This window comes from Arthrobacter sp. Y81 (assembly GCF_002929335.1).
GTDB lineage: Bacteria > Actinomycetota > Actinomycetes > Actinomycetales > Micrococcaceae > Arthrobacter.
This window is the reverse complement of sequence record NZ_PJIL01000001.1, coordinates 31,940-50,463: the sequence shown is the minus strand read 5'-3', so window position 1 is coordinate 50,463 and position 18,524 is coordinate 31,940. Positions and strand designations below refer to the sequence as shown.

The 18,524-nt window shown below is 65.7% G+C and carries 20 protein-coding genes and 1 tRNA gene; 13 read left to right on the top strand and 8 right to left on the bottom strand.

The genetic code is table 11. The features are described 5' to 3' along the window. Positions 1–13: 13 nt before the first annotated feature. A complete protein-coding gene (locus tag CXQ91_RS00255) occupies positions 14–445 on the bottom strand; it encodes a VOC family protein (RefSeq protein ID WP_104171958.1) in 432 nt (143 codons plus the stop codon). A 189-nt stretch (positions 446–634) separates the two neighbouring features. Between CXQ91_RS00255 and CXQ91_RS00250 the strand changes: the two genes are divergently transcribed. The 3 genes from CXQ91_RS00250 (at position 635) to CXQ91_RS00240 (ending at position 3,559) form a co-directional block, all read left to right on the top strand. Continuing rightward, complete coding sequence (locus CXQ91_RS00250; RefSeq protein ID WP_104171957.1) at positions 635–1,615, top strand: DNA-3-methyladenine glycosylase; 981 nt, start codon at positions 635–637, stop codon at positions 1,613–1,615. A 169-nt stretch (positions 1,616–1,784) separates the two neighbouring features. Continuing rightward, positions 1,785–2,753 carry an ATP-binding cassette domain-containing protein gene (locus CXQ91_RS00245; protein ID WP_104172385.1) on the top strand — a complete coding sequence of 323 codons (969 nt, stop codon included), beginning with the start codon at positions 1,785–1,787 and terminating at the stop codon, positions 2,751–2,753. Further along, on the top strand, positions 2,753–3,559 hold the full coding sequence (locus tag CXQ91_RS00240) for an ABC transporter permease (RefSeq protein ID WP_104171956.1): 807 nt from the start codon (positions 2,753–2,755) through the stop codon (positions 3,557–3,559). The genes CXQ91_RS00245 and CXQ91_RS00240 overlap by 1 nt, the downstream gene beginning before the upstream one ends. A gap of 13 nt (positions 3,560–3,572) precedes the next feature. Here the strand turns inward: CXQ91_RS00240 and CXQ91_RS00235 are convergent, their stop codons facing one another. After that, on the bottom strand, positions 3,573–5,249 hold the full coding sequence (locus tag CXQ91_RS00235) for an AMP-binding protein (protein WP_104171955.1): 1,677 nt from the start codon (positions 5,247–5,249) through the stop codon (positions 3,573–3,575). Between the two features lie 102 nt (positions 5,250–5,351). On the opposite strand from CXQ91_RS00235, the gene CXQ91_RS00230 reads away from it, so the two are divergent. Beyond that, positions 5,352–5,630 (top strand): putative quinol monooxygenase, encoded by a 279-nt coding sequence (locus CXQ91_RS00230; RefSeq protein WP_104171954.1) that lies wholly within the window; start codon positions 5,352–5,354, stop codon positions 5,628–5,630. Between the two features lie 141 nt (positions 5,631–5,771). Here CXQ91_RS00230 and trxA read toward each other — a convergent pair whose 3' ends face one another. Next, positions 5,772–6,185 carry a thioredoxin gene (gene trxA / locus CXQ91_RS00225; protein ID WP_104171953.1) on the bottom strand — a complete coding sequence of 138 codons (414 nt, stop codon included), beginning with the start codon at positions 6,183–6,185 and terminating at the stop codon, positions 5,772–5,774. Between the two features lie 131 nt (positions 6,186–6,316). Here trxA and CXQ91_RS00220 point away from each other — a divergent pair, with 131 nt between their 5' ends. From CXQ91_RS00220 to CXQ91_RS00210, 3 genes are read left to right on the top strand one after another with little or no spacing between them, the layout of a single operon-like run. After that, a complete protein-coding gene (locus CXQ91_RS00220; protein WP_104171952.1) occupies positions 6,317–7,066 on the top strand; it encodes a TetR/AcrR family transcriptional regulator in 750 nt (249 codons plus the stop codon). Then, complete coding sequence (locus tag CXQ91_RS00215; RefSeq protein WP_104171951.1) at positions 7,063–7,992, top strand: ABC transporter ATP-binding protein; 930 nt, start codon at positions 7,063–7,065, stop codon at positions 7,990–7,992. Before CXQ91_RS00220 ends, CXQ91_RS00215 begins: the two co-directional genes overlap by 4 nt. Beyond that, the gene (locus CXQ91_RS00210; RefSeq protein WP_104171950.1) at positions 7,989–8,789 is read left to right on the top strand and encodes an ABC transporter permease subunit; all 801 of its coding nucleotides are present in this window, start codon (positions 7,989–7,991) and stop codon (positions 8,787–8,789) included. The genes CXQ91_RS00215 and CXQ91_RS00210 overlap by 4 nt, the downstream gene beginning before the upstream one ends. Positions 8,790–8,852: 63 nt before the next feature. Here CXQ91_RS00210 and CXQ91_RS00205 read toward each other — a convergent pair whose 3' ends face one another. Further along, positions 8,853–9,398 (bottom strand): thioesterase family protein, encoded by a 546-nt coding sequence (locus CXQ91_RS00205; RefSeq protein ID WP_104171949.1) that lies wholly within the window; start codon positions 9,396–9,398, stop codon positions 8,853–8,855. Between the two features lie 60 nt (positions 9,399–9,458). Here CXQ91_RS00205 and CXQ91_RS00200 point away from each other — a divergent pair, with 60 nt between their 5' ends. Both CXQ91_RS00200 and CXQ91_RS00195 read left to right on the top strand, forming a co-directional pair. Continuing rightward, the gene (locus CXQ91_RS00200; protein ID WP_104171948.1) at positions 9,459–10,193 is read left to right on the top strand and encodes a potassium channel family protein; all 735 of its coding nucleotides are present in this window, start codon (positions 9,459–9,461) and stop codon (positions 10,191–10,193) included. A 615-nt stretch (positions 10,194–10,808) separates the two neighbouring features. Then, positions 10,809–11,756, top strand: a complete 948-nt coding sequence (locus CXQ91_RS00195; RefSeq protein ID WP_104171947.1) for a LysM domain-containing protein — start codon at positions 10,809–10,811, stop codon at positions 11,754–11,756. A gap of 131 nt (positions 11,757–11,887) precedes the next feature. Here the strand turns inward: CXQ91_RS00195 and CXQ91_RS00190 are convergent. Next, a tRNA-Tyr gene (locus CXQ91_RS00190) sits at positions 11,888–11,969 on the bottom strand. 160 nt (positions 11,970–12,129) lie between these two features. Further along, positions 12,130–12,384, bottom strand: a complete 255-nt coding sequence (locus CXQ91_RS00185) for a hypothetical protein (RefSeq protein WP_104171946.1) — start codon at positions 12,382–12,384, stop codon at positions 12,130–12,132. Between the two features lie 223 nt (positions 12,385–12,607). Between CXQ91_RS00185 and CXQ91_RS00180 the strand changes: the two genes are divergently transcribed. Beyond that, on the top strand, positions 12,608–13,099 hold the full coding sequence (locus CXQ91_RS00180) for a YajQ family cyclic di-GMP-binding protein (RefSeq protein ID WP_104171945.1): 492 nt from the start codon (positions 12,608–12,610) through the stop codon (positions 13,097–13,099). Between the two features lie 141 nt (positions 13,100–13,240). Here CXQ91_RS00180 and htpX read toward each other — a convergent pair whose 3' ends face one another. Next, complete coding sequence (htpX, locus tag CXQ91_RS00175) at positions 13,241–14,110, bottom strand: zinc metalloprotease HtpX (RefSeq protein ID WP_104171944.1); 870 nt, start codon at positions 14,108–14,110, stop codon at positions 13,241–13,243. A 50-nt stretch (positions 14,111–14,160) separates the two neighbouring features. After that, a complete protein-coding gene (locus CXQ91_RS00170) occupies positions 14,161–15,432 on the bottom strand; it encodes an MFS transporter (protein WP_104171943.1) in 1,272 nt (423 codons plus the stop codon). Positions 15,433–15,574: 142 nt separating this feature from the next. On the opposite strand from CXQ91_RS00170, the gene CXQ91_RS00165 reads away from it, so the two are divergent. The 3 genes from CXQ91_RS00165 to CXQ91_RS00155 are packed head-to-tail and all read left to right on the top strand — an operon-like array spanning position 15,575 to position 18,394. Continuing rightward, positions 15,575–16,369, top strand: coding sequence for a hypothetical protein (locus CXQ91_RS00165; RefSeq protein WP_104171942.1), 795 nt, complete (start codon positions 15,575–15,577; stop codon positions 16,367–16,369). Positions 16,370–16,399: 30 nt separating this feature from the next. Beyond that, positions 16,400–16,867, top strand: coding sequence for a Fur family transcriptional regulator (locus CXQ91_RS00160; protein WP_104171941.1), 468 nt, complete (start codon positions 16,400–16,402; stop codon positions 16,865–16,867). A 27-nt stretch (positions 16,868–16,894) separates the two neighbouring features. Then, positions 16,895–18,394: a catalase gene (locus CXQ91_RS00155; protein ID WP_104171940.1), complete on the top strand. Its 1,500-nt coding sequence runs from the start codon at positions 16,895–16,897 to the stop codon at positions 18,392–18,394. Positions 18,395–18,524 lie beyond the last annotated feature (130 nt).

Here is an 18,524-nt window from a genome sequence, read left to right as displayed (position 1 = left end):
CCCGGGCCCCGGCCTACGCGCCGATGTCGTTTGCCGCGGATTCCGGGCTGACGCCCGCTCCCCCGGCGTCAGCGTTCTGCCACAGCCCCAGGACGTTGCCCTCGGGGTCCCGGAAATAGGCGTAGAAACCCATTCCGGGGATGGCATCCTTGGGTTTGACTACGGCTCCGCCCAGCGATTCGATCCGCGCGAGCGAGGCGTCGATGTCCTCGACATCAACGGTGATGATGGGGGTCTTCAGTTCCCCTTCCCTGGCGAACAGTCCGCCGTTGATCGCCCCGGGTTCCTTGGGCATTCCGGTTGTTTCATCACTCGGGGTGGTGAGGACCATGTTGTAGTCCATCTCGGGCATCGGGTTGATTGTCCAGTCGAAGGCCGCTTTGTAGAACTCGGTGGCCCGTCCCTGATCGTCCGCCGGGATTTCAAAATGTACGATTCCAGCCATTGTGCGCTCCTGACAAAATGGGGGTGGAGGGCACGGATCTACCGCGCCACACGCAAATTCTAGTCCCGCAGGCCGGAGCCAATCAGGGCCCTTTGGCCTTGCCGGTCCACCGGGCTACAGGCCGTGCAGGCGATGCCGGGGCGGCCTGCCGCTGGGGGCTGTGTCAGCCCTGCGTGGGACGATAGACGCATGACCATCACCGACGTCCCTGCTGGCCTCGCCGCCGCGGCTGACGCCTCGCTGCGGTGGCATCCGGGCGGTCCCTTCAATCTCCTGCAGACCCTCGGCACGCTGATGCGCGGCAACGGTGATCCGGCCTTCGCCTCCCGGCCCGATGGTGTCTGGATGTCATTTACTACGCCGGATGGCCCGGCAACGCTGCGCCTCACCGTTTCCGGGGACCCCCGCGAACCGGACGTGGACGTGCAGGCCTGGGGGTCCGGGTCCGGGGACGCCATCTCGACGGCGCCGCGGCTGCTGGGCAGCGGGGACGACTGGTCCGGCTTTGACTGCCCCGAGTTCCACGCCACGCTCCCCCGGATGGTGGTGGAAGCCCGGCGCCGGAACCTTGCCCTGCGGCTCCCGTCCACCGGCCGGATAGTCGATTCCCTGGTGCCTACCATCCTCGAGCAGAAGGTCACCGTCATCGAAGCCCGGCGGGGCTACCGCTACCTGATGTACCGCTTTGGCACGGCGGCCCCCGCCGCCGGTACGGCCGCGCCGGCCGGGCTGCTGGTTCAGCCCACTCCTGAGCAGTGGCTGCGGATCCCCTCCTGGGAATGGCACAAGGCCGGCGTGGGACCGCAGCGCTCGGCAACTGTCATGCGGGCTTTGCGTTCCGCCGTCGCCCTTGAGCGCCTGGCGGGGCTCACGGCCGCGGAGGCATCCGCCAAGATGCAGACCATCCCCGGCATCGGCATCTGGACGACGGCGGAGGTGGTCCAGCGCACGCACGGCTGCCCGGACTCCATCGCGGTGGGCGACTACCATCTGGCCGCGTACGTGGGCGCCGCGCTGACCGGCCGGCGGACGGACGATGCCGGGATGCTGCAGCTGCTGGCGCCGTGGCAGGGTCACCGGCAGCGGGTGGTACGGATGATCGGCCTCAGCGGTTTCCGGAAACCCACGTTCGGCCCGCGCATGACCATCCAGGACCACCGCCGGCACTAGGTATTTGGGCGCGAACGGACACTTGCGGCCCTGATCTTGGGCACACCCGCCCCTCCATCGCGGACCGAAGCTGTCCCTGATCCTGTGGACGCCCCCGCCGGCCGGGTATAGCGTGGCGGCATGGCGTCCGGCAGCCAGAACGCCAGTGATCCGCATCCTGGAGCGCGCAGTGATCCACACCCGGAAACTCACCAAGAACTTCACGGTCAAGAAGGAAACGGTCGAGGCCGTCAAGGGCGTCGACATCGACGTCGCCCCGGGCGAACTCGTGGCATTCCTCGGCCCGAACGGCGCCGGCAAGTCCACCACGCTGCGGATGCTGACCACGCTGCTCCGGCCCACCTCCGGCACCGCCACGGTTGCCGGCGTGGACGTCTCGGTGGACCCCGCCGGCGTGCGCGCCCGGATCGGCTACATCGGCCAGGGTAACGGCGGCGGCCACAGCTTCAGGGTGATCGACGAAATGATGATGCAGGGCCGTTTCTACGGAATGAACACCACGGATGCCGCCGCCCGCGCCCAGGAACTACTGAAGTCCCTCGACCTGACCAACCTCGCCAAACGCACGGTCATCAAACTTTCCGGAGGGCAGCGGCGCAGGATGGATGTTGCCCTGGGCCTCATGCACTCACCGCGGCTGCTCTTCCTGGACGAACCCTCCACCGGCATGGACCCGCAGAACCGGGCCAACCTGTGGGAACACATCATGCGGATGCGCGCCGAGCACGGAACCACCATCGTCCTCACCACGCACTACATGGACGAGGCGGATTCCATGTCCGAGCGGGTGATTGTCATCGACCACGGCCGGATCATCGCCGACGACACCGCGGCCCGCCTCAAGGCCAACCTGGCCGGCGATCTGCTGGCCGTTGAGGTTGCAGCGGAGTCGGCCCCGGGCGTGCGCGGGCTGCTGGGACGGGCAGCAGCGGGCGGTGAGGTCCAGGAAAACACGCACGACGGCTTGGTCAGCTTCCGCCTGCGGCTCCCGGAAGGCGCACGGCTGGCGCCCGCGCTGCTCAAGGAAATGAACGACGCCGGCGCTCCCGCCCAGTCCCTGGAACTGAAACCGCCCACCCTGGACGATGTGTTCCTTGAGCTGACCGGCCGCAACCTCAGGGAAGGAGCGGACCGCTGATGAGTGTCCAGGATGTCCGGGACGTCGCGAAGAAACCGGGCCTGATCCAGGTCCTCCACGACACAAGGTATGTGTTCTGGCGCGAGATGCTGCTGCCGCTGCGGGACCCGTTTTCGCTGATCTTTTCGCTGATCCAGCCGCTCGTCTTCCTGGGCCTCTTCGGCCCGCTGCTCGGGTCAGCAGTGGGAGCCCCGGCCTTCGGCGGGCAGTCCACGCTGCAGTGGTTCCTGCCCGGCGTCGTGGTCATGATCGCCCTGTTCGGCACGTCCATGACCGGGTCCAACCTGCAGTACGAGCTGATGACCGGCTCCTACGAGCGGATCCTGGCCACACCGCTGTCCCGCTCCTCGCTGATGATCGGGCGGGCGCTGAAGGAGTGGGCGCCGCTGGTGGTGCAAGGGCTGCTCATCGCCCTTGTCTGCATCCCGTTCGGCTTCGTCTTCTACCCGCTGCACGTGCTGTTCGGGCTGGTCATCCTGGGCATCTTCGGCATCGGACTCGGTGCGCTCTCCTATGCCCTTGCCCTCGTGTCGCAGAACAAGGAGTGGATCTTCTGGGGAGTGCAGCAGACCCTGCTTTTCCCGCTGATGATCCTGTCCGGCATCATGCTCCCCATTGAAGCCGGTCCGGACTGGATGAAGACCGCAAGCTGGTTCAATCCCCTGACCTACCTGGTCAATGCCGAGCGGGAACTGTTCGCGGGGAACATCGGCAGCGATACACTCCTGGGCCTCCTGGCCGCGTCGGTGACGGCCGCCGTCGGACTCGTGGTTGGTATCCGGGCCATCAACCGCAACATCAGGTAGGGGCCGCCGGCTGTCAGAGTCCCAGCCGGACCACGGCTTCCTTGCGCATTTCCACCTTGCGGATTTTCCCCGAGACCGTCATCGGGAAGCTTTCGCGGACGTCCACATACCGCGGGATCTTGTAGTGGGCCAGCTGCCCCCGGCAGAACTCGGCGACGGCGGCGGCGTCCAGCGGCTCGGCGCCGGGCTTGAGGATGATGCATGCCATCAGCTCCTCGCCGTACTTGGCATCCGGGACTCCGATCACCTGCACGTCCTGGATCGAGGGGTGCATGTAGAGGAACTCCTCGATCTCGCGCGGGTAGATGTTCTCCCCGCCGCGGATCACCATGTCCTTGATCCGGCCTTCGATCACCACGTAGCCGTCGGCATCCATGCGGGCCAGGTCGCCGGTGTGCATCCAGCCGTCAGCGTCGATCGCTTCGGCGGTCTTGTCCGGCTGGTCCCAATACCCCTGCATCACGCTGTAACCGCGCGTGCACAGCTCGCCGATATCGCCGCGCTCCAACACACTGCCTGTCACAGGGTCCACCACCTGGCTCTCCAGCTGCGGCATGGTCCGCCCCACGGTCTCGGTGCGGTGCTGCATGGTGTCACCGTCGCGGGTCATGGTGGATACCGGGGACGTTTCCGTCATGCCGTAGCAAATGGCCACATCCCTCATGTTCATCTCCGAGATGACCCGGTTCATCACCTCGATGGGACACAGCGATCCTGCCATAACGCCGGTCCGCAGCGTGGACAGGTCGTAGGACGCGAAGTCCGGCAGTGCCAGCTCGGCAATGAACATGGTGGGCACGCCATACAACGATGTCCCGCCAAAATCCTGGACCGCCTCCAGGGCCGCCGCAGGAGTGAAGGACCGCCCCGGAATGATCGTGGCGGCGCCGTGGCTCAGGGCGTTCAGGTTTCCGATGACCATCCCGAAGCAGTGGTAGAACGGCACCGGGATCACCACGCGGTCGTGTTCCGTGTACCCCAGCAGCTCGCCGATGGAATAGCCGTTGTTCAGGATGTTGCGGTGCGTGAGCGTGGCGCCTTTGGGGAAGCCGGTGGTGCCCGAGGTGTACTGCAGGTTGATGGGATCGTGCGGATCCAGCCCCGCCAGGCGGGCCTTCAGGACGGAATGTCCGACGTCGTCTGCCCGCTTGAGCAGCTCGGCGTAGGTGAGTTCGGCGTCCGTTTCCGGGTCACCTGCCTGCAGCTGCGGCTGGCCGCCATCCGGGAGGAACACCAGTTCCTTCAGCTCAGGGCATTCGGCGAGGGCCTGCCGGGCCATCCCGGTGTAGTCGCTGCTCCGGTCCGACGGCGCCGTGACAAGCATGCGCATGCCGTTCTGCTTCACCACAAACTCCAGCTCATGGCTCCGGTAAGCCGGATTCACATTGACCAGGATGGCGCCGATCTTGGCTGTGGCGTACTGCATGATGGTCCACTCCGCACAGTTGGGGCTCCAGATGCCAATCCGCTCCCCTGTGCCGACGCCGAGGGCGAGCAGCGCCCGGGCCAGCCTGTCGACGTCGTCGTTCAGTTTTGTGTAGCTCCAGCGGCGGGCATCCGCGCCGGGAACCGGAGCAGCCTCGATCAGGGCGTCGTGGAACGGGAACCGGGCCACGATCCGCTCGAAATTCTGTCCGATGGTCTCTTCGAGCAGCGGGACGTCAGTGTCCCCGGCTGTATAAGCGCGCATGCTGGCACGCTACCAACAGACCACTGGCAAGAGAAGCGTAAAACTAGGAAGCCCTACAAAATATTTCGGAACCGGCAAGGGCGGGCCGCTATTGTGAAAAGCATGAGTGCACCCATTGACCTGCAGGCAACGTTCATCCCCAACGACGGCGAATTCTTCCGCGTGAAGCTCGCCCTCGAAATCGCGATCGACGAGGTGGTCAACGAACCCGGCTGCATCCGGTACGAACTGACGGAGGCCACCGAGGACAAGCTGGTGCTCACCGAACAGTGGGCTTCCGAAGAGGACCTTGACAAGCATTCCAAGGGCACCGCCGTCCAGGACCTGAACGAATCGCTGAGCGCCCTGCTGGCCGAGCCCGTCCAGCTCGAACGGCTGTAGTCCCGCAGCTTTTCCGGACAAACAACGCGGGGTCACTCCGCCCGTACGAACCATGGTTCGTGGGCGGAAGTGACCCCGCGTTGGAGTTTAAATGCTGCGTTTAGGCGGTGGAGCCTCAGGCGATTGACGCCCGGCGGAAGCCTAGGCCTCCGGAATCTGGGTGCCGTCCTGCTTGCCGGCCGCAGCCGCTGCCTCAGCCTGCGAACGAGCCACATGCGCGTGGACTTCCTCCATGTCCAGTGCCTTGACCGCGTCCACCACCTGTTCCAGCTGCTGGGCGTTCAGCGCGCCGGGCTGGGAGAACACCAGCACCTTCTCGCGGAAAGCCATCAGCGTGGGGATGGACGTGATGCCGGCTTCGGCCGCCAACTGCTGTTGCGCTTCGGTGTCCACCTTGGTGAAGACGACGTCCGGGTGCTTCTCGGAAACGGCGGAATACGTTGGTCCAAACTGCTTGCAGGGACCACACCATTCGGCCCAGAAATCAACGAGGACGATGTCGTTGTTCTCGACGGTTGTTGCGAACTGTTCACCTGTAATGTCTACGGTAGCCATGGGTCAACGGTACGCGAGCCGCCCGGGGATGTCCCATGCGTTTCGCTCTTGGCACACCTGCACCGCTTCAGCCCGGCCCCCGGGACCTATGGCCCTTACCGGGGGTTAAACAGGCGTTTAGCATCTTGAACATGCGTTCAGCAACAGCGGACCCACGCGGGGACGACCGCAGCACCAGGGCGCGGATCAGGGACGCTGCCATCGGGCTCTTTGGCAGCACCGGCTTCGCACGCACCACCGTCCGCGCCGTTGCCACGGCCGCGGGTGTCAGTCCCGGGCTGGTCATCCATCACTTCGGCAGCAAGGCCGGCCTGCGTCTGGCCTGCGACGACTTCGTCATCGGGGACGTGGCACGGCGCGGCCAGGAAAAGGCGGATCCGGCCAGCGCCCGCGACCTCCTCGCGGAATACCTTGTGGACCCCGGGCAGTACGACGACGAAATCGCCTACATCCGGCAGGCGCTCAGCGACCAGTCGGAGGCCGGTGAGCGCCTGTTCGATGCACTGGTGCGGCAAACAGCGCAGCTGATGGAAACCGGCGTGGCCCACGGCACCGTCCGTGCCTTCAGCGATCCCCACGCCGCCGCCGTCGTGATCGCTTCCAATAGCCTGGCCATCCTGGTGCTTGGCAGGCACATCGCCAGGTCGCTGGGGACGACGGGACTCGGCGCCGACACGGTGCGCCGGCTGACTGTGCCGGCGCTGGAGCTCTACACGTACGGGTTCTACACCGACACCGCCTTCCTGGACGCTGCACGGTCCGCGATGGGGGCTTCCGGAACGGAGGCTCCGGCGGAGGCCGGGGCCGGGGCCGGGGCCGGGGCCGGGGCCGGGGCCGGGGCGCAGCCTTCCGGATCGCTGAACAGGGAGGAAGTTCGATGAGCCAGGCGATAGTCGTTCAGTCACTGACCAAGAAATTCGGCAACCGGGAGGTGCTGCACGGCATCGACTTCACGGTGGAACGCGGAACGGTGTTTGGCATGATCGGGCCCAACGGTGCCGGCAAGACCACCACCATGCGCTGCCTGCTGGACATCATCAGGCCATCGTCCGGGAGTTCCCGGGTGCTGGGCGAGGACCCCCGTCGGGCAGGACCGGAGCTTCGTCGCCGGATCGGATATCTCCCCGGCGAACTGTTCCTGGAAGGCCGGATCACGGGACGAAAACTCCTGTCCCATTACGAGGCCATCAGCGGCCCGGTGAAGCGCGGCCACATCGATGCGCTGGCGGAGCGGCTTGATCTCGACCTGGACCGGCACACACGCAAGCTGTCGAAAGGCAACCGGCAGAAGCTGGGGCTCGTACAGGCCTTTATGCACGACCCGGAGCTGCTGGTGCTAGACGAGCCCACCAGCGGCCTGGACCCTCTCGTGCAGCAGGAATTCCTGGCCATGGTGAAGGAGTCCCGGGACAAAGGGCAGACCATCTTCCTCAGCTCCCATGTACTGAGCGAAGTCCAGCAGGCCGCGGATGAGGTCGCCATCCTGCGCGACGGCCACATCGTCACCGTGGCCTCGGTGGCAAGGCTCCGGGAAAGCGCGGTGCGGCATGTCCGGCTCAGCGCCACCGGGATTTCCGCGGACGACGCCGGCGCGATGCTCCGCCGGGTCCCCGGCATCGCCCGGCTTGAGGTGCTGGACTCGGGCGACGGCGTCGAGCTCTCAGCCACCCTTGAAGGCGCCATCCAGCCGCTGCTCCACGTGCTTTCCGGGCTGCAGCTGACCGACCTGGTGCTCGAGGAACCCGACCTGGAGGAATCAGTGCTCAAGATGTACGGAAGCCTGGCCGGCAACGGGGTACGGCCGTGAAGACGACCCTTCCCCTCTTCACCAGGGCCTTCGTGGACTCCTGGCGGTCGACCCTCGGCTGGGCGGCCGGACTGGCCTTTGCCGTCTTCCTTTACCTGCCGCTCTACCCTTCCATCGGCGGCAGCGCCGAAATGCAGAACATGATCGACGCCCTGCCGCCGGAGATGACCAAGGCCCTGAATTACGATCAGATCGCCACCGGTCCGGGCTACACCCAGGCCACGCTCTTTGGCCTGATCGGCTTCATGCTGATGACTATCGCCTCGGTGGCCTGGGGCGCGGCGGCGGTGGGCGGCGACGAGGAATCGGGTCAGCTGGAACTCACGCTGGCGCACGGCGTCACACGTGTCCAGGTGGTCCTGGAGCGTGCCCTGGCCCTGTTCCTTCGCGTGATCCTGCTGTCCGTCCTGGTATTCGTCCTGGTGCGCCTGCTCAATGACTCGGCACGGCTGGACATCATGCCGGAAAACCTGTTCGGTGCCGCCGTGCTGTTCGCCGGGCTGTCGCTGCTCACCGGCACCGCCGCCCTCTTCGCCGGCACGTTGACGGGCCGCCGGACGTATGGACTTGCTGCCGGTGCTGCCGTGGGCGTGCTGGGCTACGTCTTCAATGCGGTGGGGCGGCAGAGCAAGGACGTCGAGTGGCTCCTGGGACTATCCCCATACCACTGGGCCTACGGAAACTCCCCGGTGGCCGGCGGGGCGGACTGGGCGGCCGCCGGCTGGCTGTGGGGCATCTCAGTGACACTGGTGCTGCTCAGCGCAGTAGCGCTGGACAGGCGCGACGTCGGCGCGTAGCGGCAGGTGCCGCAGCGTCGGGCGTGTAGGCGGCAGGCGCGGTTTCAGCGGCGCCGCAGCGTCTCAGTGCCAGAGGTTCGGCGCGGGACGGCGGGCTCCGGGCAGTGCATTGGTTTCGCGCCACTCGTGGATCCACTCCGGCAGTTCCAGCCCGGCCGGGGGCTCACCGAATTCAGCGAAGATCTCCTCCTGGCTGACAGGCTTCCCCTTACTGACAAGACGGGTGGCGATGTGCGCCCGTGCATAGATTTCCCCGTCCGCCACCATGCGCTGCTCGAAGTAGATGGCCTTGGTGTCCAGGCCGATGATCCGCGATTCGATGGTGTACTGCTGCCACAGCTGCAGGGACTTGCGGAAGGCGATGGTCTCCCCTGCGGCCACGGGCGTCCAACCCCGCCGGCGCATCTTTTGCCAGGTCCCGCTACGTGCCATCAGATCAAACCGGCCCAGATCCATCAGCGAGAAGTACATCCCGTTGTTGACGTGCATGGCGATGTCTATGTCCGTGGGCAGGACGCGAAGCGGCAGGGAGGATGTGTCCCAGATGCTCAGGGGCGGCCGGCGCGAGGACGTGAACAGGAGCAGGAGGGTTCGCAAAAGCAGGTGCATGCAACCATGTTACCCATGAGTAACATCCGCGCCAAGAGACGGCCCCGTAGGATTTCCCCCATGACACAGCAACGCTACAGGGACATAGCCGAGTGGCCGCTGATGGGGACAGCCCTGGTGTTCCTGGCAGCCTATGCCTGGCAGGTGATCGGCCACATCGAAGGGCGGCAGGCCGACGTCCTGGAAGGGATCATGTGGATCACCTGGGCAATCTTCGCCGCCGACTATGCCGCCAACCTGTGGCTCGCGGAGAACAGGAAGCACTGGTTCATCCTCAACCTGCACGAGCTGCTGATCGTTGCCCTCCCGTTCTTCCGCCCGCTGCGGCTTCTCCGGCTGGTGACGCTGCTCTCCGTGCTGCACCGCACCGTGGGTGAAACCCTCCGCGGCCGCGTGGTCACCTACGTGGCCGGCTCCGCGGTCCTGCTGGTCTTCGTCGGCGCACTCGCCGTCCTGGACGTCGAACAAAACGCCCCCGACGCCAAAATCCTCACCTTCGGTGACGCCGCCTGGTGGGCCATCACCACCATCACCACGGTAGGGTACGGCGACCTCTTTCCGGTCACGCCGATTGGCCGGATGGTCGCAGCGGCTTTGATGATGAGCGGCATCGCGGTGCTGGGTGTGGTCACGGCGTCCATCGCATCATGGCTGGTACAACGGGTGGAAGAGAACACCGAAGCGGCCGTGGAAGCGGCTGAAGTTCCGGTCCGCACCGAGGTCCGGGAGCTGCTGGTGGAGGTTGCCGCCCTGCGCCGGGAATTGGCGGAACTGCGCAGCGAGCGCGAGCTGTAGAACCGCCCACCAACCGACCCCATTCAATCAAAAGGTAGCCGCCCGGACTTTACATCCGGGCGGCTACCTTTTGCCGTCTATTGGCCTGGAATAAATCCAGATGACTGAATTATTTTGTTTTGCGCCATTCTCCCCAAACGCGAGAATTGTCCAGGCAAAAGACTAATTAACCAGCATTCGCAATGCGCACGTGTCCTGGCGCTCATCGTGCCCACGGCAGGGCATTCACGGACTGCGTACTCACCCCAGGCCAAGTACCACTCCATCCGCAAGCGAGTGCCCCCGCCGTCGAACAAAAAACGGCATTGGGTATGTCCCGCCAATGTGCGGGTGTTATGCGTGAAGATTCAGGTAATGCCCACTCGTGCGGCAAATACTCCCCATTCATAGACTCGATATTCCTAGGGCAAGCAGCATTCCGGAATTTCACATGGCCACCGAGGTGGGCATGGGTCTAATCATTCGGGCTTCCGCAATTCTTCGTCAATTCGGCAGCCCACTTCATGCGTCTTTACGCAACGGGCTGCCCTTTGTGCGGTCCGGGGCCGGCGCACCACCGCCCTGGGGCCTGCTGTCCTGTCGACCCCCAAGGGCATTGACTCTCGGGGGGAACCGATGGATCAAAACGAGCTTAATCAGGAGGACAGATCACCTGTCCCCACACTTGCACAAGGCCGCGGCACAAATACCAGGCTGAGGATCATGCTGGCCGCAGGAGCCGTGGTGACGGCGATTGCCGTGACCGCCATAAGCTTCGCCGGCGCCGCGCAGACGTCCCAGGTCAGCGAAGCCCAGGCCGTGACGGCTGCGGTGCCTGCGGCCGCCAACTCCGCAGACGCCTCTGCCACGGCCGGTGCCAGCACGCCGGAGGCGGCTGTTGCTGCCGTTCCGGAGGCCGCGCCACCGCAAGCACCGGCTGCCGAACCTGCGCCCGCCGTGCAGGCGCCCGAACCGGCCCCAGAACCGGCACCCGCCCCGGCACCCGCCCCGGCACCCGAGGCATCCAACACGTACACGGTGGTTGCCGGGGACACGGTGGGGGCGATCGCTGCCCGCTTTGGCGTCGACATGAACGCCATGCTGGCGGCCAACGGGCTGGGCTCGTACTCGCCGATCGTGCCGGGCCAGGTCCTGAAGCTGACGGGCCCCGCCGTTGCCGCCCCGGCCGCGGCCCCCGCGGCAGCGGCACCAGCGCCGGCTCCGGCACCAGCCCCCGCTCCTGCTCCGGCCCCTGCGGTCCGGACAATCTACGTCGCGGGCGCCGGTGGCCAGGGGATGGTGGACGCCTGCATCGGCCCGATTCATTTCACCCCGACTGATGCGTACGCCCTGTTCATCACGGAACACGACTTCTGCGGCGGGTGGGCACGGTTCTCGGGGATCGGCGTCGGCGAAACGGTCAGCATTCCCGGCTACGGAACCTACACGGTCACCGGGCGGGGCCAGGTGCCCAACCCCGGTACAACCAACAATGTCTCAGCCGTTTTCGGAGGCTTTCCGCGGGTGATCCTGCAGACCTGCATCCCGGGGACCAACCAGATGCTGGTGATAGGCCTCAACTGATTTCCTAAGCTTGTCCGCGGTTCCGAGCCTTGAGGGCTAGGGACCGCGGACAAGCTCCGGCCGGAACGTGAAAACGTAGCGGAAACAGAAAAGTCTCCGGAACCTGACGGTTCCGGAGACTTTTCCAAGGGTGGCAGATGAGGGATTCGAACCCCCGTAGGCGTTGCCAGCTGATTTACAGTCAGCCCCCTTTGGCCGCTCGGGTAATCTGCCGAACTTCAAAAGAAGATCACTCGCGGCTTCCATGTTCAGAACGGCTGTTTCCATCCGTTCCGCTTCCAGCAACCGCGGGCAAGACAACTTTACAGAACTTCTGCCGAAGAATCGAATCGAGCCTCAAAGGGCCCCGAATCCCCCGGAACTCCGCGGAAAATCAGGCTTCACCGAGAATGCGTCCGGCCAGTTTCGCCTCGAACTTGGCGGCTTGCTCCTCCGTGATCTGGTTCAGTTGCACTGCCCGCATCAGGTCCGAATGCACACCGTCCATTCGGGAAGAAGCGTCTGCCACGGGACTAAGGATGATGGACGCGGCCACCGCGGCCGCTGCCACGGAGGTCGCCGCCGTGGCGATTGTTGCGGCTGCGGCTGCAGTTGAGCGGGTGACATAACGGACGGCCTTCTGGTGCATGTGCTTTCCTTCCGGGGCAACTCTTCCAACACCTTCAACTCTGGGGGCCAAGGCTTCGTTCCCGCCCTGCGTTCGCTATGAGGAAACTGTGAATCGCCCGGAACGATTCCACTTCGAACGTTGTTCGGGACGCGGCCTTCACTTGGACGCCATCCGTACTAGGCTGGAATGCAGACAACACCGCCCTTCAAGGGGTATCGGGACGATCAGCAGGAGGACAGTTATGGCAGGCGAATCCACATTCGACGTCGTCAGCAAGGTAGACAAGCAGGAAGTTGCCAATGCGCTGAACCAGGCGCAGAAGGAACTGGCCCAGCGGTATGACTTCAAGGGCGTCGGCGCCGAGGTCGATTTCAGCGGTGAGAAGATCCTGATGAAGGCGAACTCCGAAGAGCGCGTGCTCGCCGTCCTGGACGTGCTGCAGTCCAAGCTCATCCGCCGCGGGATCTCCCTGAAGTCCCTGGACACGGGCGAGCCCTACGCGTCCGGCAAGGAATACCGGTTGGAGACCTCCATCAAGGAGGGCATCGCCCAGGACCTCGCCAAGAAGATCAACAAGCTGATCCGCGACGAGGCCCCGAAGTCCGTCAAGTCCCAGATCCAGGGAGACGAACTGCGCGTGACGTCCAAGTCACGCGACGACCTCCAGGAGACCATGAACCTGCTTAAGGGCTTCGACGAGGCCGACCTGCAGTTCGTGAACTTCCGCAGCTAGCCCCCGCCGTCGTTTTCGACACGAAAAAAACCTGACGCTACACAAAGAGGCCGGCGACACCCGTATACGGGCCGCGCCGGCCTCTTTGCGCGTCGAAAGGCACGATGCGCCTCACCACGGAAGAAAGTACGACGGCGGGGCTCAGCGGAGCGGGCGGCCAGCCATCAGTTCCAGCCGGGCGATGCGGTCCTGCATCGGCGGGTGCGTGGAGAACATCTTGCTCAGCCCGCCGCCGCGGAACGGGTTGGCGATCATCAGGTGCGACGCGTTCACCAGCTTCTGGTCCTGAGGCAGCGGCACCATCTGCACGCCCTGATGGATCTTGCGCAGGGCTGAGGCGAGCGCCAGCGGATCGCCGGTGAGCTCGGAACCGTCCTCGTCGGCGTCGTACTCCCTGGTCCGGGAGATGGCCGACTGGATCACCATCGCCGCAAGCGGGGCCAGCAGCGCCATGGCGATCATCGCAAGCGGGTTCGAATTGCGCCGGTCGCCGCCGCCGAAGAACAGCAGCATCTGCCCCACCGAGGTGATCACGCCGGCTACCGCCGCGGCCACGGATGAGGTGAGGATGTCCCGGTTGTAGACGTGCATGAGCTCATGGCCGAGTACGCCGCGCAGTTCGCGGACGGACAGCAGCCGCAGGATGCCTTCGGTGCAGCAGACGGCGGCGTTCTGCGGGTTCCGGCCGGTGGCAAAGGCATTCGGCGCGGGCGTGGGCGAGACGTAGATCCGGGGCATGGGCTGGTTGGCCCGGGCCGAGAGCTCCCGGACAGTCTGGTAGAGCTGCGGGGCCTGCGCCTCGGTGACGGGGTAGGCCTGCATGGACCGGAGCGCGATCTTGTCGCTGTTCCAGTACCCGTAAGCCGTGGTGCCCACACCCACCAGCGCCATGATCCAGATGGGAGCCGTGCTGCGCATGCTGCTGCCGATCACGGCACCGAGCCCCAGGAGCACCGCCCAGAGCACCCCGAACAGCGCCGCGGTCTTCAGTCCGTTGTGGTGATTATGCACTGTGCCTCCTCGCGAAGTTCTTACCCTCTTGAAGCTACAACGGGCGGTCGTTACGGAACGGGATTCCGCGCGTCGTACTTCAAAAAACCCGACTGCCAGCGTGCCAGCGCCCATGCCACAGCGATGCACAAAAGGCCGCCCAGCAGCAAAACCCAACCTTCACTCAAAAGTTTAGTGCCGCCGCCGGCCAGCATGTCCCCTATCCTCGGACCACCCGCAACCACCACCACAAACACGCCCTGGAGACGCCCTCGAAGGTGGTCGGGCGTGGCCGCCTGGAGGATGGTGGTGCGGAAAACGGCGCTCACGGAATCGGAGATGCCGGCCAGTGCACAGCACAGCGCGGCGGGCAACAGCCACAGCGTTACGCCGGCCTCCCCCGAGCGCCCCGCAAGGACCACCACCAGCCCGAAACCGGCAATGGACGCGCCCCAGCCCATGACGGACCACACCACGGCGCTTCCTTGCCGGCGGACGCCGCCCAGCGGTCCGGAGAACAGGCCGGCCAGGAAGGCGCCGATCGCAGTGGATGCCAGGAGGATGCCCACCGTGGCCTCGCCGCCGCCGATCATCACCGCACCGATGGCCGGCATCAGGGCCCGGGGCTGAGCGAAGATCATGGCCACCAGGTCGATCACGAAGGTCATGCGGAGATTCGGGCGCGTGCCCAGGAACCGGAACCCCTCCACCACGGAACGTAGCCCGGCGCGGTGGGCTTCCTTCCCCGGCGGCATCGGCGGAAGCTTCAGCAGGGCCCAGAAGGCAAACACGAAGCTCGCCACGTCCAGCGTGTATGTCCAGCCGAACCCCACCCACGCCACCAGCACGCCGGCCAGGAGCGGACCGGCAGTCATGGCCAGGCCGAAGCTGATCATGCTCAGGGCGTTGGCCGCGGGGAGCAGCTCCTTGCGGACCAGCATAGGGATGATGGCGCTCCGGGCGGGCTGGTTGATGGCCTGCGCGCCGCTCTGCACGGCAACCAGCACGTACAGCAGCCACACGTTCCCCACCTCCAGCCAGGCCTGCAGCGCCAGCGCGGCCGTGGTCAGCCACAGCACGGTAGTGGCCAGGAGCGCCACCCTGCGGCGGTCGTGGGCATCGGCGATGGACCCGCCCAGCAGGCCGCCCAGTACGAGGGGAACCAGCGCGAAAATACTCAGCAGCCCGACGTAGAGGCTGTCCTGCGTCAGCCGGTACACCTCCAGGCTGACCGCCACCAGGGTGAGCTGGCTGCCAAGGTTGGAGACGGCTGATCCCAGCCACAGCCGGCGGAAGTCCGGACTCTCGCGCAACGGAGTGATGTCAGCCAGCAGTTTGCCCACCGGGCAACTCTAGCCGCGGGCACTGACGGCACCGGGCCATGCCGCCACCGGCACCCCCGGCAGTGACCCCGGCAGGGCCCCGAATAGTGGTGCTGAGCTTGATAGTCTCGGGCGGGGAAACACAACAGCGAACGGAGTGCGCATGGAGTTGTCCAGAAGGCTGCTTTTCGGCTCTGCGGTATGGGAAGTCACCCGGCCGCGCACGCCGCTGACTTCCGGCCACCTGATGATCCGCCTCAGCAATCCCGCGACGGCCCTCGACCACCGGTCGGCCGCCGACTGGCTGCTGTGCCACAACGCTGCCCGCAAGGCACTGGCCGACGTCCTGGGGGCGGACACTTGCACTCTGCTTTTTGCGCACCGCTGGCATGCGCTCGGTGCCTCGATCGGCGAACCGGCCGCGGAGTCATCCACCCCCACGTTCCACCTTTTCGGCCGCTGGGACGGCGAACCGGTCACCCCTGCCGAACAGCTCGCCTTACCCGCGCAGCGCCGCAGGCCGGTGCCGGATCAGGATCTGGACAAGCACGACGTCGGGCTGCGCACCGCGTTGCTGGCGGCGGCAACTGCCGCCCGGCCCAGCTCACCTGACGGCACCGGCCCCCGCAGCGACGGCCCGAAAGGAGCGGTGCCGCTGCCCGCCATCCGCACCTGGGCGCCGTCGACCCCTGCCGGGACGCACCACACGGTCCTGGCGCCGGAGCGGAGCATCGGATCCGTGCAGGACGTCACCCCGCAGGAACTCCTTGCCCTGGCCGCGGCATTGGAAGCCCTGGCGCTGCGGCAGGCCGTCACGGGCCTTAGCTGCATGGTGCCGGACACTGCCGTCACGGGCGGGCGGCTGGAACTGCACGCGCTGGGCCGCTCCGCCGGCGAGGCCGTCAACCCGTTTGAAATGGTGCTGCGTTCTCCGGAGATTAGCCTAGCCTTATTGTGATTCAGTCATAATAAGTGGTTCAATGGGGCTATGACAGTTCACGAGGCCGGCCAGGACGCATGGGCAGCTGCCCTGCGCGCCCACGGCCGCCGGGTGACCAAACAGCGGCTGGCGGTTCTCACCGCCGTCGAACACCACCCGCACTCGCCGGCCGAAAGCATCCTTGCCGCCGCGCGTGAGGAACTCCCCGAACTGACCGCGCAGTCCGTCTACGTGGTCCTTGGCGACCTCACGGACCTCCAGATGCTGCGCCGGTTCGAACCTCCCCATTCCCCTGCGCTGTACGAGACACGGGTGGGCGATAACCACCACCACGCCGTGTGCATCAGCTGCGGACGGGTGGAGGACGTGGACTGCGCCGTTGGCCACGCCCCCTGTCTCACCCCGCACTGGGACCCGGACGCCAAGCCGATGACCATCCAGATCGCTGACGTCATGTACCAGGGCATCTGCCAGGACTGTCAGCGCACCCAAAAGCTACCCGCCGAACGAAACTAAGCAAGAAACCCAACCAGAAGGAGAAAGATGACTCAGAACATCTCTGCGCCCGCTGTGTCCACCACGCAGTCCGGTGCTCCCGTCACTTCCGACGCTCACTCGAAGGCTGTCGGCGCTGACGGCGCCATCATCCTGACCGACCATTACCTGATCGAAAAGCTCGCACAGTTCAACCGCGAGCGTGTCCCGGAGCGCGTCGTGCACGCCAAGGGCGGCGGAGCGTTCGGCAAGTTCACCACCAGCGAGGACATCTCCAAGTACACCAAGGCCGCTTTCCTGCAGCCGGGTGTCGAGACCGAAATGCTGATCCGCTTCTCCTCGGTCGCCGGCGAGAGCGGCTCCCCGGACACCTGGCGCGACCCCCGCGGTTTCGCCGTGAAGTTCTACACCTCCGAGGGCAACTACGACCTCGTGGGCAACAACACCCCCGTCTTCTTCATCCGCGACGGCATCAAGTTCCCGGACTTCATCCACAGCCAGAAGCGCCTCCCGGGCACCCACCTGCGCGACGCGGACATGCAGTGGGACTTCTGGACGCTCTCCCCCGAGTCCGCGCACCAGGTCACCTGGCTCATGGGCGACCGCGGCCTGCCGGCTTCCTGGCGCGAAATGCAGGGCTATGGCTCGCACACCTACCAGTGGATCAACGCCGAGGGCGAGCGCTTCTGGGTCAAGTACCACTTCAAGTCCAACCAGGGCGTCAAGACCATCAGCGGTGACCAGGCTGAAGAGCTGGCCGGGTCGGACGCGGACTTCTACATCCGCGACCTGCAGGAAAACATCGCTGCCGGCAACTTCCCGTCCTGGGACCTGCACGTCCAGGTCATGCCGTACGAGGATGCCAAGACCTACCGCTTCAACCCGTTCGACCTCACCAAGGTGTGGCCGAAGGCTGACTACCCGCTGATCAAGGTGGGCACCATGGAGCTGAACCGGAACCCGGAGAACTACTTCGCGCAGATCGAGCAGGCCACCTTCGCGCCGTCGAACTTCGTTCCGGGCATCGCCGCGTCCCCGGACAAGATGCTGCAGGCCCGCATCTTCTCCTACGCTGATGCCCACCGCTACCGCGTGGGCACCAACCACGCCCAGATCCCGGTGAACCAGCCCAAGAACCAGGTCAACAACTACAGCCAGGACGGCGCCGGGCGTTACCACTTCAACGCCCCGTCCGTTCCGGTCTACGCCCCCAACTCCGTTGGCGGCCCCGCTGCTGTTGAGCCGCAGGACCCGGCAGGCGGCTGGGAGAACGACGGCGAGCTGACGCTCTCCGCGCACTCCCTGCACGCCGAGGACGGCGACTTCGGCCAGGCCGGCACGCTGTACCGCGAAGTGTTCGACGACGGCGCCAAGGCCCGCCTGCTGGACACCATCACCGGTGCTGTGGGCGGCGTGAAGAGCCCGGGTATCAAGGAACGCGCCATCCAGTACTGGACCAACGTTGACGCCGAACTCGGCGCCAAGCTGCGCGCCAACCTGGGGGCGGGCCAGACTGAATCAGACGCTGAGGCAGCCAACAAGCTCTGATTCGCTCATTAGCTAAGGCTCGCTCCTGAACGGTGCCTGACGGCCTTTGATATGAACACCCCGCCGCGGATTTTCCGCGGCGGGGTGTTCTGCGTTCCGTGCGCTTTCCACATACGGTGCGCAGCCTCTG

Coding starts and splice junctions, on each gene's coding strand:
- CXQ91_RS00255 (WP_104171958.1), bottom strand. CDS start 445: ATGGCTGGAATCGTACATTTTGAAATCCCGGCGGACGATCAGGGACGG.
- CXQ91_RS00250 (WP_104171957.1), top strand. CDS start 635: ATGACCATCACCGACGTCCCTGCTGGCCTCGCCGCCGCGGCTGACGCC.
- CXQ91_RS00240 (WP_104171956.1), top strand. CDS start 2,753: ATGAGTGTCCAGGATGTCCGGGACGTCGCGAAGAAACCGGGCCTGATC.
- CXQ91_RS00235 (WP_104171955.1), bottom strand. CDS start 5,249: ATGCGCGCTTATACAGCCGGGGACACTGACGTCCCGCTGCTCGAAGAG.
- CXQ91_RS00230 (WP_104171954.1), top strand. CDS start 5,352: ATGAGTGCACCCATTGACCTGCAGGCAACGTTCATCCCCAACGACGGC.
- trxA (WP_104171953.1), bottom strand. CDS start 6,185: ATGGCTACCGTAGACATTACAGGTGAACAGTTCGCAACAACCGTCGAG.
- CXQ91_RS00220 (WP_104171952.1), top strand. CDS start 6,317: ATGCGTTCAGCAACAGCGGACCCACGCGGGGACGACCGCAGCACCAGG.
- CXQ91_RS00215 (WP_104171951.1), top strand. CDS start 7,063: ATGAGCCAGGCGATAGTCGTTCAGTCACTGACCAAGAAATTCGGCAAC.
- CXQ91_RS00205 (WP_104171949.1), bottom strand. CDS start 9,398: ATGCACCTGCTTTTGCGAACCCTCCTGCTCCTGTTCACGTCCTCGCGC.
- CXQ91_RS00200 (WP_104171948.1), top strand. CDS start 9,459: ATGACACAGCAACGCTACAGGGACATAGCCGAGTGGCCGCTGATGGGG.
- CXQ91_RS00195 (WP_104171947.1), top strand. CDS start 10,809: ATGGATCAAAACGAGCTTAATCAGGAGGACAGATCACCTGTCCCCACA.
- CXQ91_RS00185 (WP_104171946.1), bottom strand. CDS start 12,384: ATGCACCAGAAGGCCGTCCGTTATGTCACCCGCTCAACTGCAGCCGCA.
- CXQ91_RS00180 (WP_104171945.1), top strand. CDS start 12,608: ATGGCAGGCGAATCCACATTCGACGTCGTCAGCAAGGTAGACAAGCAG.
- CXQ91_RS00165 (WP_104171942.1), top strand. CDS start 15,575: ATGGAGTTGTCCAGAAGGCTGCTTTTCGGCTCTGCGGTATGGGAAGTC.
- CXQ91_RS00160 (WP_104171941.1), top strand. CDS start 16,400: ATGACAGTTCACGAGGCCGGCCAGGACGCATGGGCAGCTGCCCTGCGC.
- CXQ91_RS00155 (WP_104171940.1), top strand. CDS start 16,895: ATGACTCAGAACATCTCTGCGCCCGCTGTGTCCACCACGCAGTCCGGT.